Annotated in this window: 6 protein-coding genes and 11 pseudogenes; 4 read left to right on the top strand and 13 right to left on the bottom strand. The window is 57.0% G+C overall.

The features are described 5' to 3' along the window. Window positions 1-17: 17 nt before the first annotated feature. The 5 genes and pseudogenes from RHE_RS31995 to istA all read right to left on the bottom strand — a co-directional run. Window positions 18-341: pseudogene (locus RHE_RS31995) on the bottom strand (Mu transposase domain-containing protein); the annotation flags it as partial. A gap of 3807 nt (window positions 342-4148) precedes the next feature. After that, window positions 4149-4394, bottom strand: a pseudogene (locus RHE_RS31985) (transposase domain-containing protein); the annotation flags it as partial. Between the two features lie 61 nt (window positions 4395-4455). Further along, window positions 4456-5558 (bottom strand): annotated as a pseudogene (locus RHE_RS21460) (IS3 family transposase); the annotation flags it as partial. 159 nt (window positions 5559-5717) lie between these two features. Then, entirely contained in the window at window positions 5718-6599 is an 882-nt protein-coding gene (istB, locus tag RHE_RS21455; protein ID WP_003563080.1) for an IS21-like element ISRel3 family helper ATPase IstB, read from the bottom strand. After that, window positions 6596-7853, bottom strand: a pseudogene (gene istA / locus RHE_RS21450) (IS21 family transposase). The gene istB (RHE_RS21455) and the pseudogene istA overlap by 4 nt, the downstream one beginning before the upstream one ends. A gap of 143 nt (window positions 7854-7996) precedes the next feature. Between istA and RHE_RS21445 the strand changes: the two are divergent. Beyond that, entirely contained in the window at window positions 7997-9142 is a 1146-nt protein-coding gene (locus RHE_RS21445) for an IS4-like element ISRel1 family transposase (protein WP_042119525.1), read from the top strand. Between the two features lie 95 nt (window positions 9143-9237). Here the strand turns inward: RHE_RS21445 and RHE_RS21440 are convergent. The 5 genes and pseudogenes from RHE_RS21440 to RHE_RS33760 form a co-directional block, all read right to left on the bottom strand. Beyond that, window positions 9238-9402, bottom strand: a pseudogene (locus RHE_RS21440) (helix-turn-helix domain-containing protein); the annotation flags it as partial. A gap of 164 nt (window positions 9403-9566) precedes the next feature. Next, window positions 9567-11567 carry a type IV secretion system ATPase VirD4 gene (gene virD4, locus RHE_RS21435; protein WP_011427370.1) on the bottom strand — a complete coding sequence of 667 codons (2001 nt, stop codon included), beginning with the start codon at window positions 11565-11567 and terminating at the stop codon, window positions 9567-9569. 1901 nt (window positions 11568-13468) lie between these two features. Continuing rightward, window positions 13469-14713 carry a T-DNA border endonuclease VirD2 gene (locus tag RHE_RS21430; protein WP_011427369.1) on the bottom strand — a complete coding sequence of 415 codons (1245 nt, stop codon included), beginning with the start codon at window positions 14711-14713 and terminating at the stop codon, window positions 13469-13471. Between the two features lie 27 nt (window positions 14714-14740). Then, window positions 14741-15187 (bottom strand): T-DNA border endonuclease subunit VirD1, encoded by a 447-nt coding sequence (virD1, locus tag RHE_RS21425; protein ID WP_011427368.1) that lies wholly within the window; start codon window positions 15185-15187, stop codon window positions 14741-14743. A gap of 387 nt (window positions 15188-15574) precedes the next feature. Next, window positions 15575-15725: pseudogene (locus tag RHE_RS33760) on the bottom strand (IS3 family transposase); the annotation flags it as partial. A 287-nt stretch (window positions 15726-16012) separates the two neighbouring features. Here RHE_RS33760 and RHE_RS35205 point away from each other — a divergent pair. After that, a pseudogene (locus tag RHE_RS35205) lies at window positions 16013-16117 on the top strand (helix-turn-helix domain-containing protein); the annotation flags it as partial. A gap of 2 nt (window positions 16118-16119) precedes the next feature. Here the strand turns inward: RHE_RS35205 and istB (RHE_RS33755) are convergent. Next, window positions 16120-16815 (bottom strand): annotated as a pseudogene (istB, locus tag RHE_RS33755) (IS21-like element helper ATPase IstB); the annotation flags it as partial. A 71-nt stretch (window positions 16816-16886) separates the two neighbouring features. After that, a pseudogene (locus RHE_RS21415) lies at window positions 16887-17170 on the bottom strand (helix-turn-helix domain-containing protein); the annotation flags it as partial. Between the two features lie 144 nt (window positions 17171-17314). Between RHE_RS21415 and RHE_RS34435 the strand changes: the two are divergent. Beyond that, window positions 17315-17742 (top strand): annotated as a pseudogene (locus RHE_RS34435) (recombinase family protein); the annotation flags it as partial. A gap of 22 nt (window positions 17743-17764) precedes the next feature. On the opposite strand, the pseudogene RHE_RS21410 reads toward RHE_RS34435, so the two are convergent. Further along, window positions 17765-18439 (bottom strand): annotated as a pseudogene (locus RHE_RS21410) (IS3 family transposase); the annotation flags it as partial. Here RHE_RS21410 and RHE_RS33750 point away from each other — a divergent pair. Next, window positions 18320-18598, top strand: a complete 279-nt coding sequence (locus tag RHE_RS33750; RefSeq protein WP_166486934.1) for a hypothetical protein — start codon at window positions 18320-18322, stop codon at window positions 18596-18598. The pseudogene RHE_RS21410 and the gene RHE_RS33750 sit on opposite strands and share 120 nt — an antisense overlap. Window positions 18599-18622 lie beyond the last annotated feature (24 nt).

The following is an 18622-nucleotide window of genomic DNA, read 5'->3' as shown; positions in this document are numbered from 1 at the left end:
TCTGGGGAAAATTACGCGGCATTGACATGGCCCGCATGACGGATGATCACACGGCCTGCCAGTACCACGACCTGAACGCTCTCGCCGATCAGACGCCAAGGCACGGAGTAGCTGTTCGTGTCGAGGTCGATTGCGCAATCGGCCTGAACCTTGCGCATGAGATCCCGCAACTGCCCGAACGGCGCGCGGCCAGCCAGCGGGCGAAGCGCCCCAGCCTCCGCGGCAAAGCGTTCCGCTGGCGCTATGCCAGTCGTGCCGTGTTCACGCTGGTCGGCAACATCGCGTACCCACCGGTCCAGATGCGCTTCGAATGCCGCCCAGCTCTCGAACCGGCGGTTCGCACGATAGTAGCGCCGGCGACCGTGTGCCGCGTCGCAGTTCCGTGGGCGGTTCGATGCGAGTGACGCCGCAGTCGCTGGCGCCGGAGAGGGGTTCGGGGCAGCAAGACGTCGATGCCGCAACGGAGACTCTCGAGCTGGCAACAACACGGCAATCAACCGGCACCGAAGGACCTTCGGCTTGCAATGTACTGGGATGACTTGCTGCCGAGCGCGGACAACCCCCAGACCAACTTCAGTATCCATGGTGTGCCCTACACGGCCACTCTGGGGCCATCAGGCATGCAGAGCGACATTTACCTTTTTCTGCAATAGGGTGGAGATGGATCGAGCAATAGATGCCAGTCGTTCTTGAAAAAGCACCAAACCGTTGAGAGAATCCGTTTTTTACGCGGCCACGTGCAGCGCGCCAACCCAGATGAGACGATCCCCAGTGCCGGGGGCGACATCGAATGTGCACGTCGCCAGTCTTCCTTCAAAACGTTGACGTTTAGCCAGCATCCCAAGAGGCGGCGACTGTCGCATCTCTCTTATGTCGTATGCAGTTCTTTAGTCATGCTTTTTCCTTCCGGCTTTGACGACGAAAGCACAGCGTGAAGCTACTGAGCAAACGAGGGAGACAGGGCATTTTGACGACGGCTCCCTTCCCAGACCATCGTCGAAACGGCTGACAGCCGGCGGAGGTGTCTGCGGCGCGGCCGGGCTAAGATTAGCTTGAATGTTGGAGGTGGCCTTGGAAGATTTACCGCCCCGCTAATAGCTGCTTGGCGCGGCGCAACTCCCATACGGCCAAAGAGCGACAATCCGGGAAAGCCTGCGCGCATGTCGGTATGGTCCGTCGCCAGCCAGACCTTCACGCCGCTCGGAATGGGGATCATCGCAGATGAAGCGCTTCTGTGTCGATGTCGGCGTCCATGCGGACGCGTCGGTCGCGACCCAGTTCGATCGTGACGTCGCTGCGCTTCCGGCGGGGGTGCGGCGGGGCCGGCGCTTCCGTCACGGCGGGTTGGACCGCCGGCGCGGCCTCCGACACGATCATGGGCACCAATGTGCTCACCGTCTCAGGCCGGGGGGCTTACAAAACACACGCTCCAATGCACAGAAACCTAGAAATGTAGGAACCATTGAAATTGACATGTCTATATATCCTGCCAAACATTTTATGAAGATTATCAAAGTCGTCCGGTTGCCCGGAATTTGATGGAGGGATGCATTATGAAGCGCGCTGTGGAGACCGGGTCAAGATAGTCTGGTGGGATGGGTCAGGGGTCTGCCTCTATTCGGGCAGCCCTATGGCAGAACCTAAAGCTGCGATCTCTACCTTCAGCGTCATCCAAGGACTGCACAGAAGCTGCGGCTCTTCGCGAGGTACGAGAGGCATTCAAAATGCCTTCTCATTGCACCGAAACGGCATATCTGCCGATTGAAAATTTTAAAAATGCGGCTCAATGAGGTAGGGCGCCCTTCTCCAGACACGAACAGCCATGCGACAACCCTTGGTCATAGAGCCAGAATGCCTGGAGTCACTCGCGCACCCGGAAATCCCCTATATAAGCCTCATTGGTTCTGGCATTCCAAGACAATCTCCATCCTTACCCTGCCTACTAAGCGTCGAACGTTTTCGAAGAACGAATTTGGTTCTCTCCCCTCAACCATAATCTTACCTAAAATCACCAAACCCCGGCATGACGTTTGCGCTGATGGTTGCAGTTGGCGCGCTCGTGGCGCTGTGCAAAGGCCTTTATGTTATAGGCGGTGCTCTGGCCTTCATCGCTTTCGTTCTTGCTATTTCCTCGGCAGAGCTTTCGCATGAGTAGACGCGCCTCGAAGCAGGCTGCCATGTGGGCCCGGCGAGTTTGTTTTTCTTCAGTCAGGGGTTTAGGATCCCCGCTTATGTTTCTTATCGCTCTTGTACTTGTAAGTTGATGCCAGAGCATCATATTTCAATTGTTGAAATAAAATTCTATCTTGTTTAGTACTACAACTTTCTTAATGCCCGCTAATTTTGAGGCTATTTTTGATCCGTCATTATTGTCGTAAGCAACTACGCAGAGCGCGGATAACTGGCAAACGCAATGTCCATTAAATAAGTGCAAACCTAATTAGCAAACGACATCAAGTGTCATGCGGTAAACCTTTGGTGTGAGTCAAAACGTGCATTCTGCCCTTACCCAGTTTTCCCCTTGGTTACGTTACTATAGCGATCGCGCCGTCTTCGTTGGGAGGCGCCGACATTCTTTAGCGATCATAAGTGGAAAAACTTATTACCAACTGCAATCATGGCCGGCCGTCTTTCAGGGAGCTTAGCAGGATGATTGTTCTTTTTACGGCCAAATCGAGGTTCCGCACCGTTGGCTCAATTGAGTGCGTGTTGTATTTCTGTTATCTTCAAGATGTATGGCGGCGTGTGCTGTTTTTGCGCCGCCACTTTTATTTAATTGTTTTTTATGAGGGTACTGTGTTATGCTGACGCCTCCTTTCACGTTAATTTTATTATGTTCTTATTCGAATTAATGAATGTGACTCTTTATATATATCTTTTGGATAATCTGTATTGTTTATGTCTTAAGGCATAAGAGTTTCCGGCGACGACCGACTGCCTTGATTTGCTGATTGGCCAAGTCGGGTAACGGTCCCCGCCTCGCACTCCACGGGTTCGATAGAAGGCCTGGTCGTTCAATACCAGAATAGTATTTCCTTGAACTTACTTGGAGTTAATTGATTAGAATAACGAGAGGCAATAGGAAAATACTCATCGTCTCAAACTTACGACGCCAAATAATCGTAAAGCGGTGATAAATAGAAATATAGTATAATAGTGGCGTGACGCGCCCGTCCGTGGCTGCTCGATCAGCGGTCGCCAAGCATCGGAAGCATAGAAATAATCAACACAAGCATATTGTTGACCTGACTTATTGATAATAATCTATTACCCGCCGCATATGACGGTTAAATACAAGGACTTTAAGGGAAACAAACACATGCAAAAAGCAACAAACCGCAAAACACTCCATAAGCGCCAGGTCAATGAGCGGGGATTTCGATCATGACCTTATCGCTCTCCCCCATGCTATCACATCAATCGCGCCATTCAGGTTTGCGCTGCTGTCAACAACGATGAACCAGGGCTTTGCATCAACAGGAGCGGCATACGGAGGGTAGGTCTGAACTTCATATGTTCCGGTTCCGACCAACCGTCCAGCGTCCACAGAGCGTTCTGCATCCGCACTCTCAAGATAAAGGTATTTGACTCTAACCGTCCCTCTCTTATGAACTGCGTAGCTCCTAGTAGCGTCGAACAGGGCATTCCGCATGTGATAAACTTCATTATCCATCAATTTGTAGGTTAGCCATACCATACTTGCAAGATAGGAGAGATTTGTTTAATTTTCTATATGATGAAGAATGCGTCGTTGTAGCAATGAGAAAAGGTGAGGTGATATATATAGCTTAACTAATCAAGGAACTCGAAACGAATAATGGCATTTTTACGATCGAAACGCTATCGAATAATTGTGTGGCCCTTTGCTTAAGCATATCTGCAGCTCGACAGCGACGGATAGTGATATCAAAGGTCATTCCACGCCATTTGACGGTGACATTTGTTGGCTTTTCGAGGGCAAGAGGGCTTGGATATGCACCCCGTGACTTACCATTAAGAAATTGATCTCCCTAAAGCGTTGCCACCAGCCGCACGGCATATACATCAGGATATATCCTGCCGAAGATTGGTAAGCGCGATTTTCGATGCGCATTGACGGCTGCGGCACCGCTGGAGCCGCCTCGCATCGGTAGCGATATCCGGCTCCGTTAGGCGGCGGAGGTTTTCGAGAAGTTGATCGGTAGCAGGTCGCCGATGTCGGCGTAGTCGTCTCGCTGCGGCAACTCAGTAAGCACGTGCCGCAGCCAGATCAGAGGGTCGACGCCACAGGCGCGGCAGGTCAGCATCAAACTATAGATCACTGCGCTGACCTTGGCTCTGTCAGCAGTGTCGCTGAACAGTCACGATTTTCTTCCCGTCGCAAAAACCCTGATGTCGCGTTCGAGAATGTTGTCAGAGCTGGCTCGGTTTGTCTGAACAGCTTCGGGCGTTTTTCTAAGTGGATTTCCGCCTCGATTATGCTGCCACAATCATCGGTGCCAGCGCGTTGAAGTAAGCCTGATCCGGCGTCTGCCGGTCAAGGGATGAATGTGGGCGTCGGGTGCCGATGCCAGCGCGAGCTTCAGACGGTTTTATAGGCGTGGAGGTAAACCTCCTCGTATTTGATCGACCGCCAGAGCCGCTCGACAAAGACGTTGTCCCGCCATGCGCCTTTGCTGTCCATCGAGATGGCGCTTTCGGCCTTCTTCAACACCGCCGTGAAGTCGATGGAGGTGAACTGCGATCCCTGATCCGTATTGAAGATTTCCGGCCTGCCGTAACGAGCAAGCGCTTCCTCGACCGCTTCGATGCAAAGTCCGCTTCCATCGTGATCGACAACCGCCACGACAGAACCCGACGACTGAACCAGTCGACGACGGCGCAGAGATAGACGAAGCCCCGTGCCATAGGGATGTAAGTCAGGTCCATTGCCCATACCTGGTTGGGCCGATGACCGCCAGTTTTCGCAGGAGATAAGGATAGATCTTGTGACCGGGAGCCGGTTTCGAAGTGTTTGGGCGGCGGTAGATAGCCTCAATGCCCATCTTCTTCATCAGCGTGGCAATGTGCAATCGCCCAGCTTCCAGCCCTTCTCCCCTCAAAAGCCCCTGCAACATCCGACTTCCCGCAAACGGGTATTCGAGATGCAGTTCATCAAATCGGCGCATCAGAGCAAGATCGCCACCCGACACTGGACGTGGAGAATAGTAGACGCTGCCACGGCTGAAGCCGAGAAGCTTCGCCTGGCGCACGACCGACAGTTTGTGTGCGCGGTCGATCATTTCTTTCCGCCCAGCAATCCCGCCTTGCCGAGCGCACCGGACAAAAATCGTTCTCCAGTGTCAGCTCGCCGATCTTGGCGTGCAGTGTTTTGACATCCACGGTTGGACCCGCCGGTTCCGCCTTCGCTTCATCACCGAAAACGCCTGTCGCCCCCTCAAGGAGCTGGTCTTTCCACTGTTTGATCTGGTTGGCGTGCACGTCAAACTGCTGGGACAATTCCACCAGCGTCTGCTCGCCCCTGATGGCGGCAAGCGCCACCTTTGCCTTGAAGGCCGGGTATGGTTCCGGCGCGGTCTCTCGTCATGGTCTCTCCTGTTCCACTGCTGTCCGGTTTAAATTTAGTGGACATGGTGCACGGTGTTGATTCTACTCATGTTCGAGCGTTTCGCGACGATCTCGGACACGTGTCAATGCCGCGTAATTTTCCCCAGAAGTGCCGAAGTAAAATTCCCCACTTATGCCGACGTGGATGCCAGGGAGAATTGAGGATTTTTCGGCGGCCGCCCGCGCGGCTTTTGAGGTGGGGCGAATGCCGGTGGTGCGATGAGGGCTTTGGAGCGAACATGCTCCGGCATCAGTTCGGCATGCTGGCGCAATCGGTAACTCGATCCTTCGATCTGAACGACGACGGCATGATGCAACAGTCTGTCGAGCAGCGCCGTTGCGACAACTGGATCGCCGAAGACATCGCCCCATTCAGCGAAGCCGCGGTTTGATGTCAGGATCATCGCACCTCGCTCATATCGGGCGTTCACGAGTTGGAAGAATAGATTGCCGCCGCCCTGGACGACGGGCAGGTAGCCGATCTCATCGACGATCAGCAGGCTTGGCCTGCAGAAGAAGCGAATGCGCTCCTGAAGCCGACCCTCCCGTTCGGAACGGGCCAGCGAACCGATGAGGTCGGCAAGGTTCGTGAAGTAGACGCTCTTTCCAGCTTTGACGGCTTCGACGCCGAGCGCCGTGGCAAGATGACTCTTACCGGTTCCAGGTGGGCCGAGGAAATGCACGGCCTCGTGTCGATCGACGAAGCCAAGCTGGGCCAGGGTGAAGATGCGATCTCGGTCGAGGGAAGGTTGGAAGGTGAAGTCGAAACCGGCAAGGGTTTTGATCGTCGCTAACCTGCCCATTCTTAAAGCGGTCTTGATGCGGCTGTTCTCGCGCAGGGTCAGTTCCTCGGACAGCAGGATATCGATAGCCTCGAGGGCAGATAGCTCACCGTGCTCGAGGCGGCGCACGACATGGTCGAGTGCTTCCAGTGCGCGCGGCATCTTCAGACCGACGAGATCATGGCGAATACGGTCGATCATGGATGGAATGGCATCGAGGGTCGCGCTCATGGGCGGCTCTCCCGTGCCAGGACTTTGCCGACGGCGTCATAGAAGGCGAGCGACCGCTGCAGCACGGTGTCGCCGGCAGGCTTGACGACAAGGGATTCGTCTCGTGTCCTTGGCCTATGTTGCGGCGTCATCGATCGTCGATGATCGGGATGGACTCGGCGCTGTTTGCGGCCCTCCAGCACAGGATGAGTGGCGATCAGTGTGCCGTTCTCGAAGATGCGGACTTCGTCGGCGAGAGAGTGGACCTCAACCATGCGACTGCGTGTGGCATCCGGAACGCTGTAGGTATTGCCGCCGACGCTGACCATGCCTTCCCGCGATACGCGGCGCTCCAGCTTCAGAACGGATTTGAACGGTGCCAGAGGTAGCGGCCGCAGATACGGCCGCTCCTCGGCGAAGGCCTCGTTGACGACACGCTGGGTCGTCGCGTGCTTCCTTGGATTGGCGACGGTGTCGAGCCAGTGCCGGAGCTGGGCGTTCATGTCGTCGAGATTGCGGAACGAACGAGCGAGGAAGAAGTCTTCGCGGATATACCGAAACGGCCGCTCGACCTTGCCTTTTGTCTTGGCTCGGTAGGCCTTGCACGCCTTAGGATGAAATCCATAATGGCGGGCCAGGTCGATGAGAGCACGGTTGTAGATGATGCCCTCCGTCTGACCTTCGCCGATAACGGCAGTCTTCATCCGGTCGTAGAGCACCTCCCGCGGCGCACCACCAATCGCCTCGAAAGCGGCGATGTGGCAACGTAGGACGGTCGGCAGATTCTGATGCATGACGAAGCGTGCCCAGATGAGGCGGCTGTGACCCAACACCATCGAGAACAACCAAACGATCCTTGCGTCATTGGCTCGTCAGTGAAAACGACGTGGAACTGGGCGAAATCGACTTGGGCCTGTTCGCCTGGCGGCGTCTCGAAGCGAACCTCGAAACCTGGATTTGCCGGAGGTCGCACGTCACGAAGAAAATACGTGACGGCGGTGTAACCGCCGGCATAACCTCGATCCCGGAGTTCTCGGAGCAACCGACTACCAGTGAGGCCGGGATAGGTCTTCACCCGCTCCCGCAGGTATGAAGCAAACGGATCGATAACCGTCGCGCGAGGCTTTCTCGGTCCATAAGCGGGACCTCAAGGCCCCGCTCTATGTATTTGCGCACCGTCTTGCGATCGATGCCGGTTTCTCTGGAAATAGCTGACACTGTCAGGCCCTGCTGATGCAGATCCAAGATCATGATCGTCTCCCTCAGCTTGATCACCAATATCCCCCTTCCGACCATCGGAAGGAGTATCGGCGATGACGCGCCGCTGGAAGACCAGCGGCGCAGCTCCTGGGGAAGATTCAAACGGCACTATTGGGGAGTATGCTCCGGTACTGACAACACGAAAGAGGAACAACACCGTGCGGCATGACAATAGCGTCTTTCATGATCTGTTGAAGCGGATTCCGTGGACGGTGTTCGAAAGACTTGTGGAGGAGCATCAGGCCGACAAGCACGTTCGGCGGCTGTCGACGAAGAGCCAGTTGATCGCGCTGCTTTACGGCCAGCTTGCCGGTGCCGTCAGCCCGCGCGAGATCGTCGGCTCCCTGGAAAGCCATAGTGCCCGCCTTTACCATCTCGGCGCTCGCCCGGTGTCGCGCTCGACCTTCGCCGATGCCAACGGCCTGCGTCCGAGCGCCGTTTTTGCAGAGTTGTTCACGCAGATGCTGGCCCGCGCCGGGCGCGGCCTCAAGCGGGCCGTCGGCGAGGCGGTCTATCTGATCGACGGCAGCAGTCTGCCACTTTCCGGGGCGGGATCGCAGTGGGCCCGCTTTTCCGATCAGGCCTGCGGCGCCAAGATGCACGTCGTCTATGATGCCAAGGCCGAACGGCCGATCTACGCGGCCGTCACCCCGGCCAATGTCAACGACATCACCGCCGCCAAGGAGATGCCGATCGAGGCCGGCGCCACCTATGTCTTCGACCTCGGCTATTACGACTTCGGCTGGTGGGCGAAGCTGGACGCCGCCGGCTGCCGCATCGTCAGCCGCCTAAAGTCCCACACGAAACTGACGGTGAGCGCCGAGCAGGCGGCAAACGAGGATGCCGGCATCCTGTTCGACCGCATCGGCCTGTTGCCGCAGCGTCAGGCCAAGAGCCGCCGCAACCCGATGAACCGGCCGGTGCGCGAGATCGGCGAGCGGATCGAAACCGGCAAGGTGCTGCGCATCTTCTCCAACGATCTTACTGCCCCGGCCGAGGAGATCGCCGCGCTTTACAAGCGCCGCTGGGCGATCGAACTGTTTTTCCCCTGGGTCAAGCAGACGCTGAAGATCCGCCATTTCCTCGGCAACAGCGAAAATGCCGTGCGCATCCAGGTGGCCGTCGCTCTGATCGCCTATCTGCTGCTGCAGATGGCAAAGGCCGACCAGGCCACCATCATAAGCCCGCTGGCCTTCGCCCGCCTGGTGCGCACCAACCTGATGCACCGCAAAAGGATCGACCGCCTGCTAAAGCCACGCCACAGCCCTCCCGGAAATCCCGGCCAGATGAGCCTCCAATGGTGACAAAATTTAAACCGGACAGCAGTGCTCCTGTTCCCGGCATCTAAGCCGAAGTCAGGCAGAAATTCCACTTATCCTAGCTGTGTAGATTTCCCGAGCCAGCTCTGCCGAGCAGTTAACTCACCCTCTTTCGCTCTTGCGATCCAGCGGATCGCCGTCGAAATCCCAACTCCGAAACGAGCCGCAGCCTGTCGAGCCGACATGCCCGCCGCAGACGCTTTCAAAACCCATATTAGGAGATCATCGCTCAGGGCCTGTCCCATCATCCACCTCTCCGCTGTGGATGTTGAATCAGCTTCGGTCGCTCTCGTCACCTCACAATCGATTCATCAATCGCAGGACATGTCTAGGTCTGGCACCGCATCGATCGAACCGCAATATCTGACCGACTCCGGCATCGAATGATGCCGAACGACGCTGCTTCAAATCAATCCCCGGGGTTTGACGAGCCAGACCTATACCGTTGCTGAAGCGCGATTATCCGTTTCAGCAATTGTTCTTGCGCAACCAGAGCCGGAGCGACTTCGGCAGACGGGCCGGCATCGGCGGTGACACAAGCTGTGCTGGCGTATTCCTCCAGATCGTCGATTTCAATCGGGCCGTACGGGATATCAAATCCGATGGCCCCATCGTTGTCGTGATTGCAGTTGCCGTTGTACCCATCGGTTTCCGCATTGTCGCCTACAAAATCCTTGTCGCCGGGCTCTCGCGCCGCCGCGAGGACAGTCGGCTGTTCCAGGTCTCCGCGATTGATGTTCTCCGGCAGCACAAGGGGCGCTGGCTCGGGGAGCGAACCGGTCTGGGCTTCGAAAATACGCTTCAGCGCGCGATCCGAGTAATATTGCACTTTTCGCAGTTTAAGTGGCGGGTGCCCCTTTATGAGGATGATTTCATTCCTGTCGTCGATCAAGCGCACCTGTTCGGGGCGCAAAAGCGGTGCCCCCTGATCGGAGATCTGGATGTTCTGGTCGAACATGCGTGTCTGATTATAGGAGGTCGAGCGCGCCTTGAACGTATATTCCCCGATAGCCTTCGAGATATATGTCGGTGTTTCGTCGTCAGCGGTGGCCATAAATACCTGCACACCGGTATTGCTGAGAAAGTTCTGTTTGCCCGCCTCGTCGTAGGTACCCGTCAGCGCGGAGAGACTCTGAATAATAAACATGAAACGGCCATTGTATCCGGCGATGGTGGTGATCGCGGTCTCGATGGCCTCAAGTTTGCCCAGATGCCTGAATTCGTCGAGGAGAAACAGAACTTCGTAGCGCTCGTCCTTCCCTGGCAGGGATCGCTGCAAAATCGACACGACCTGCTGAAAAAGAAGGCGCATCAACGGCGCAACGACCTCAAGATCGTTGGGACTTACACAAAGATAAACGCAGGTCTTCCTGCGACGCAGGTCGTAGATGGAAAAGTCGGATCGGCTGGTCGCTGCCTTGACCAGCGGATCAGCCCAAAGATTGAGACCGCCGTCGCCGAGCACCGACGTATAGGAGGTTAGGATTTTCGTGTCGTTGCCCGCCATGTTGTCAAAGATGCGCTGAGCCTCCTTATTCTGGCTTTCTTCCGCGAGTTGCGCAAAAAGCTTGTACTTCTCGCCAGGCTGGGCAAAAAGGTCGTAGACTGCGCCTATTGTCGGAGTGCCGCGCTCGATACAAGCAAGGATACCCGCAACAAAAAGGTCTCGTGCGCCATCGATGAAGCCTTCCGCTCCCTTGCCTTTCGCAGTGATAAGGTTTGCAGCAAGTCGGCGTGTCTCGGTAAACTGCCTCTCGGGAGGCATTGCCGCAATATCGAGAACCGGATTGTAGCAATGGGTCCGTCGCTCCGGATCCAGAGGCGCGAACTTGAAAACGACGTTGCCGTTTGCCTTTCGTGCCCTGGACGTCAGGTCAAAAAGCTCACCTTTGACATCGAGTGCTATCACCGAGCCCCTGAAGGTCAGCAGCGTCGGAATGACGACGCCGACGCCCTTGCCGGCTCGCGTCGGCGCGACGACCAGACTATGGGGCTGTTCGCCGTTGGTCAGATAGCTGCCGAACCAGTGGGGACCACAGGTCTTGCCAAACACCGCACCATTGATACTGGTGTAACGCTGCAGGTAGCCGGCACGTCGCATTTCCCCGAATTCTGCCCAGCGAGCCGTTCCATGATGCTCGCGGTTGCGCAGCGACACGAACAGTTGGCTGAGTAGAACGACGGCTGAAGTTGATACGACAATGGCCAGAGCGTAGTAGAATACCGAGGTCGTATGCCCCAGATAGAGCGGCGACTCGTACCAGATGGCGAAGACACTGAAGGTCATCATCGCTTCGCCATTAAAGCCTTGGCGGAACGTTACATACAAGCTTGCAACACAAAGACCGGCTGCCAGCGAGCATACGACACTAACGGCCAAACGTAGGGGCGTGCTCTTGCTCGAGTTCATCTCTTCACCAAACACTGCGGGACAAATCGGAAATCGCGTTTGAGGTCCGGGCGCTGCCAGAACAGAACCCAACGGTCGTAACCTTCACGCGATCGCGGTTCCGGTCGGCTGGCCGGTGGCCGGCTCCCGCGGTCCCGTTCATCCAGCCGTCGATTTCCGACAGCATCACATCATCAAAAGGCGTGAACCTACCCCTTCTGCTAGGACGATGGTGTCCGGGAACAGGAGCGGTATCATGAAACCTGGCGGGTGCGTGCCCGACGTTTTTTCGTGGTCTGGCGATGCAGGCAACCGGCGTCGGGCAAGCGCTTGCTACTAGTTCGTTACAGATCATCTCGGGCTCGCGGAGCCACAATGACGTCAGTTGACTGGCATCGTGGGACATCGTGGGCAGATGACCGGCGGCTGATTGCGTCGGGATATGGGTTGCCTGAACCGGACCGCAGGTCAGCCGGAGACGATATCTGTTGCTTTCCCTTTTCAGCAGTGGTCGTTGCGAGCCGCGCACACTTCTTGATGTGAGCCGTTTCAGCGCCGGACAGATCGGAAAATTCCCGGCGTGCGCCGTGTCGCAGGCCGGCATCCCGGGCGAATTTCTGACAGCGCGCCCATTCCGGGAGACGCTGTCGGGACCAGCCGCGGTGAATTTCGGCGGAATGTTTCGCGTCGGGGACCAACCGTCCGAGCGAAAACTCACGATTGCATCGATTTTTTCAAGATCGGCCGATGTGAAGCCAGGCCAGCCACAGGGCTCCGCTGCAGCGCACTCCGGTGCTTGCGGCAAGAGTCCATGGCGTTTAACAGCGTGCATCTCCGGATCGACGCAGGGCCCGTCCACGACCCCGGGGAATGCCTCGCCTGATCCGGACTGCATATCCGGTATGACACTCGTCGTCCCCCCGGGCATTCTCAACGGGGCGTCGTATGCCGCATCGATTTCGGCCAGAGCTGCTTCGTTCAGGTCGGGGATATCCTCGTGGCGACCTTGTGGCGAGGTTTGCGTACCCGGAAATAACCCCTGAGATGATCCGGGGGTCGTTTCTTCGCGGAAACGACTGTGGAGTTCTTTCGTGCGGGTACTGCCGGCATCGTCCAGAACTTCGGTATGTGTCACGCTGCGAGAACCTCTCATCGTGTCGGAAGTTGGAGTGTTCGCATGAACCGCAAGATTTTCGGCTTCACGGTCTCCTCCACCCCCCAGTTCGCAAGCGGAATGGTATCAGCCGAGTTTCTATCCGTATCGGTATCCCTCCCGAACCAATGCGCGGGTGGACCCGAATGGGGTAAGGAGACGGGAGTGGCGTCCGGAATTGATGAGCTTTCCTGCCAGTTTCCCCGTGTTGTTTCTGTCGGTGGCCGAATGTTGTATACACTCGCTTCGGATGGGCGTTGCTCGGCTGGCAGAGACTGCCGAGCGCGCTTTGCCGCTGTACGGCCGATTTGACTGTCCAGCCGGGGGACTGGTTTCCGCGCAGTCGCTTCGCGGCCCGTGCTGGCGGCTCCGGCGACATGGCAGGTTCACCGGCGCGCCTGTCTGATCGTTCCGGTTCAAGCGAGCGCAAGTACTGCATGGCGGCGCGGAAATCACCTTTGTTATTGTGCAGGATGGCGGGTACATTTGCAGTCGCTTCGAATGCGCCAGGCGAGTCCGCAGCGGCCTCGATGAGGCCGGCAGCAGTACTCGCCGGCATTTCCCTGATATGTGGGTGCACTCCTTCATTCGGTCGTGTCGGCAGATCGGCCGCGACTGCCGCGCCCTCTCCGCCGCCCCGTACCTTGATCTGCCCCTCCAGCGCCGGGATTGTTGCCGTTCCATGGCCGTCGTCCGAGACTGTCAGCGCCGGACGCGCGCGATAATCGGTGAACTGCCCATGGGTCATGATTGGCTCCTTACCTGCGTCCTAATCCCGGCGACGATCCTGGCTGCTCCCATCCCTTGCCCGTTTTCGGTCACCCGGTGCCTCGTCCTCAAGTGCCCGCTTCGAGGAAAGCGGTCTCTGCTGCTGGCTTTCGAAAACCGCAGGCAGTGAATCAGTCGCCGATCCGCTACGGGCGGTGTCATTCAACGACAGTGACCTGGGGGGGGCGGCCAGCAATGTTGCGGGGTTATTGCGATCGTTCTGCTCCCGGGCGGTTGTCTCCGGCTCGGTGGCAATTGATCTCCCGCCCTTTGCCCCACTCGGCTCGCCAGCATCATCGCGTCGTCGTTTTGGATTCTCTTGCGCGGTGTCTGGCGACTGCACCGCATTCTGGTTTGCTGTGCCAGGAACTCCGGAATTGTCCCTTGGCTTGCATGCGCCGTCCCGGACAGCATTTGGTGCGTCATCACCGAGGTTGCCCGCCGGAACGAATCCTGCGCTCTCCAACAAGGGAACGGGCGACGCGTTATGTGCGACGGACGGTTGAACTGCGGCCTTCGATTTGCTCGAAGGCCCGGCAGGAGGCAACGTATCCACAGGTTGGTCCTGCAAGGGATGATCTTCACGCGGTGACCCCTGTTCCGTATCTGCATCGTCGAACCGGACCCGGCTGGCCTGCCGCTCAAGGCGCCGGAACTGGGCGTAAGTCATCGGACGCTCAAGGATACCACGTTCTGCTCGTGAGCTGGCATCAAGGACAATGCCGTGGCGGAGCGAAATCTCGGCCATCTTCATGCGCAAGGCTTCGTAATTCAGATGCGGGTGGCGCCGCGAAATCTTCAGCCACTCACGTCCCAGAAGTTCGCGGCGGTTGACCACGACATGCAGGTGCGGGTGATCGCGGTCAACGTGGAAGGCCGTAAGATAGTTGTATCGCCCGCCCCCGTTGCCTGACCCAAACATCTCGGCTGCCCACTCGCGGCTCGCCGCATAAGCATCTGCTCGACCTGTGCCCGGGGGGAAGCTTACAATAATATGCGTGGTCAACTCCTGTTCCCTTCGCTCATCCGGCTGACTTTCGTCATAAACTCCGGTCTCCTGGACCCAGCTTCGGGCAAGTTCAGCGATTTGATCCGGCGGCACGGGGATATCGAGGTGCCGGGCTGAACGCTGCAACTCGAGTTTTCCCTTCCGGGAGAGATACTCCAGCTGATTGATGATCTGCTGGAGGGTCCTAGTTCCACCATCAGGTACTATGCGAATGATAACCTGAGGTCGATCCGGCATCGAACATGCTCCCGGGCGGGTGCCACGTCAGCGCTGCAATGTGTCTTTCAGCATAGCGCAACCATCTATACGCCGGCGGGATACGGACAAAATAGAACGGAGCAAGCCGTCAAGGTCGGCGAACGCCTTGCCGAAAGCGATACGTTCGGCTCTCAGGGCCTCCAAATCCGGCCGCGGATTATCCGCGTAAGCAGACAACAGGGCGGCAATATTGCCTGAAAGCGTTCCCATGGACAAAAGAATACCTTCCATCTTACCACGCGTTTTTTCATCTATTTCGAGAAAGCCCCCAATGCGGCGCACTGCAACGCGCATGGCCATACTGTCAGACAGTCCCAGCGAGCGCGCTTGGTGGGAGAAGGTCTCATATTCAGCCGATCGCAAACGCGTGCTTACGACCTTAAAGCCGTCGATACACACGCGATTATGCTGGTCGGTAGCAGTATCATACGGAGCCGGTTTGGCCTGCGCCATGACTTCCTCCATGGAATTGGAACGATTTTGTTCCGTCCGGGGCTTCGCCGCCAGGAGCAATGGAAAGCCTAGTCCTATTAAATCCCAAATCAATATTATACTTCCACAATTTCAGTTTATATTATTACAATCGCAATCATTATAACAACAGCGAAACCGTCTTTCATTGAACTGCTTGCAAATTAAAAGAACGAAAACAAATGAGCGGGCAGACGCCAGTCTGTGGGACGCCAAAGCCGAGACAGGTTGCGGTTCAGCAGGCTGGAGCGATTGCTGGCTTGGGACTGGACACCGACGCAAACAGCAGCGGTTCTACGACTTCCGATATTCACATCAGCGTTGGAAGGCGGCCCTTTCCGGGAGCTTACTCGGTGATTGACCTTGCCCCTAAGTTTTATCCAATTTTGAATTCGTTCCAGCGGTTGCTGTATTCGGGGCGGTAACGGCGGGTTGCGGTGCGGCCATTCCGGCTGCGCAGCACCGCATCAAGTCGCGGGTTGATTGTTTGAGAGAACTCGGCAGGTGTCATCCAGCCGAGGGCCGGAAATTATTGTACAACACGACGACAGAACACCCACGGGACGGAGGTTCGTGAGCTTTTGTATCCGTGGCATCCCTGGTCCGGTCAGTTCGTCCACGTCCATGAGGCGCTGACCAAAGGAACGGCTATTTTTCGCTGCAGCCTTTCTGGCGCTTCTTCTGATCGGCTTATTGAAGTCCCGGCGTGGATGTTCGACCGATCCGTGAGTGTCCTTCCCGAGAGAAGGGTGACAGTTCATACCGGAGACATGGGTTACACTTTTGGCCTTTGCGAGGAGAGCAAAGGTGCCTTGGCAGGAGTGTAATCTCATGGACGAGCGTCTCAAATTCGTTGCGCGGGTTCTGGATGGCGAGAAGATTGCGGCGCTGTGCCGCGAGTTCGGCATCTCCTGAATCAATCTGTCGAGCAGCGCCGTCGCGACGGGATCTCCGAACACATCGCCCCATTCCGCGAAGCCGCGGTTTGACGTCAGGATCATCGCGCCGCGTTCATATCGGGCGTTGACGAGCTGAAAGAAGAGATTGCCGCCGCCTTGGACGACCGGCAGGTAGCCGATCTGGTCGACGATCAGCAAGCTTGGCCTGCAGAAGAAGCGAATGCGATCCTGAAGCCTGCCTTCTCGTTCGGAACGGGCAAGCGAACCAATGAGATCGGCGAGCGTCGTAAAATACACGCTCTTTCCGGCCTTCACGGTTTCGACGCCGAGCGCTGTGGCGAGATGGCTTTTGCCTGTTCCCGGTGGGCCAAGGAAATGAACGGCTTCATGACGATCGACGAAGCCGAGCTGCGCCAGGGTGAGGATACGATCGCGATCGAGCGAAGGCTGGAAGGTGAAGTCGAAGCCGGCGAGCGTCTTGATCGTGGCAAGCCTACCCATTCGCAGTGCGGTCTTGATCCGGCTGTTCTCGCGTAAGGTGAGTTCCTCGGAGAGAAGGATATCAATGGCTTCCAGGGCGGAAAGCTCACCGTGCTCGACGCGTCGAACGACATGGTCGAGAGCTTCGAGTGCACGTGGCATCTTCAGGCCGACGAGATCATGAGGGATACGATCGATCATGGACGGAATGGAATCAAGGGTCGCGCTCATGGGCGGCCCTCCTGCGCCAGGACCTTGCCGATGGCATCGTAGAAGGCGAGAACCTCGCGGAGAAAATCCGTCACAGCCGTGTAGCCGCCGGTATAGCCTCGTTCACGCAGTTCTCGAAATAATCGACTGCCGTCAGACCAGGGTAGGATTTTACCCGTTCCCGCAGGTATGAAGCGAACGGGTCGATGACCGTCGCCCGAGGCTTTCTTGGACCATAGGCTGGAGCTTCGAGGCCTCGCTCTATGTACTTGCGCACCGCCTTGCGATCGATGCCTGTTTCTCTGGAAATAGCTGACACCGTCAGCCCCTGCTGATGCAGATCCAGGATCATGATCGTCTCCCTCAGCTTGATCACCAACATCCCCTTCCGACCATCGGAAGGAGTATCGGCGATGACGGGCCATCGGTCTTCCGGGGCGCGCCCCGGAAGACCGATGGCCGCAGCACCTGGGGAAGACTCAAACGGCACTATTGGGGAGTATTGCGCCGGTACTGACAGCCTGAGGATATCGTCGACGCCGTACGACAGCTCGTCCTTATCGCCAATGATGATGTGATTGCCGGTGTCCTCAATCGCAACGGACTGACGACCGGCAATGGCAATCGGTGGACACGGGAGCGGGTCACCGCGCTGAGGTCATATCGCAAGATTCCGGTCTTCCGTCCCCAGGTCGACGGGGTCGAGCCGTGGCTTAATCTGGGCGGTGCGGCGAAGTTGGTCGGGATAACGCCAAAACGCCGCGTCTGGCGGCCGAGGCTGGCGATATTGAGGGGGCTCATCCGCTACCCGATGGCCCATGGATCTTCAGCCGTTCCAAACTCGCCACCCCGCAAGCACGTCAGATCCTCGATCGCGCCCGGCAGAACCCTCGACACCCCACAGGATCGCATCCAGATCAGGAAAACCTATTCTCTTCCACAACATAAACGATGGGCGTTATGAAACAGGATTATAATCGCTGCGCCAGTTTGAAAGCGCTGAGCGAGCAACATGGGTCAGTGCCGAGATTAGCGTTCATTCAAGAATTCGTCTCGCAGCCGCCCATTGAAGCTTTCGATGAAGGCATTTTGGATCGGCTTACCCGGTGCGATGTAGTGCTATTCCACCTTGGTCCAATCCGTCCATTGCAGGATCGCGTTGCTGGTGAACTCGCTGCCATTTGTCGCTGACGATCATCTTCGGCTTGCCTCGTTCCTCGATGATCCGGTCCAACTCAAGGGCAACCCGCAGGCCGGAAAGGGACGTATCGGCGACGAGGCCCAGGCATTCCCTGGTGCAATCGCCGACGACCGCAAACACCCGGAACCTGCGACCATCGGTGAGTTAATCCGACACGAAGTCCAGCGACCATCGATCAGTGGCTGCCATCGGGATCAGCATCGGCGCGGGTGTGCCGATCGCTCGCTTCCGGCCGCCACGTTTGCGCACTGACAGCTTCTCCTCCCGATAGAGCCGGAAGAGCCGCTTGTGGTTCACAAGGCGACCCTCACGCATGAGCAGCACATGAAGGCGTCGATATCCAAAGCAGCGGCGTTCATGCGCCAGCGCCTTCATCCGCTCTCGAAGGTCATGGTCATCGCTGCGCCTGGTTTCGTAGCGGATCGTCATTCGGCAAAATCCGAGGAGCGCACGCTCATCATGTCATTGGTCATCGGTGGTCTTTCCGTCAGGTTGGTCTTGAACAACCCGATCCTAGTGGAGAAGACCTTCGCAGAATCGAAGAAATTTGTTCCGAGTTTACAAATCATCGATAACTTTGTGTGGCCGAGGGTGAGGGCGTGAAGCGCCTTGCCGGGGTGTCTCATT

Source organism: Rhizobium etli CFN 42 (genome assembly GCF_000092045.1).
Lineage (GTDB): Bacteria > Pseudomonadota > Alphaproteobacteria > Rhizobiales > Rhizobiaceae > Rhizobium > Rhizobium etli.
The sequence above is the reverse complement of the archived record's forward strand: the minus strand, read 5'-3'. Positions and strand labels throughout refer to the sequence as shown.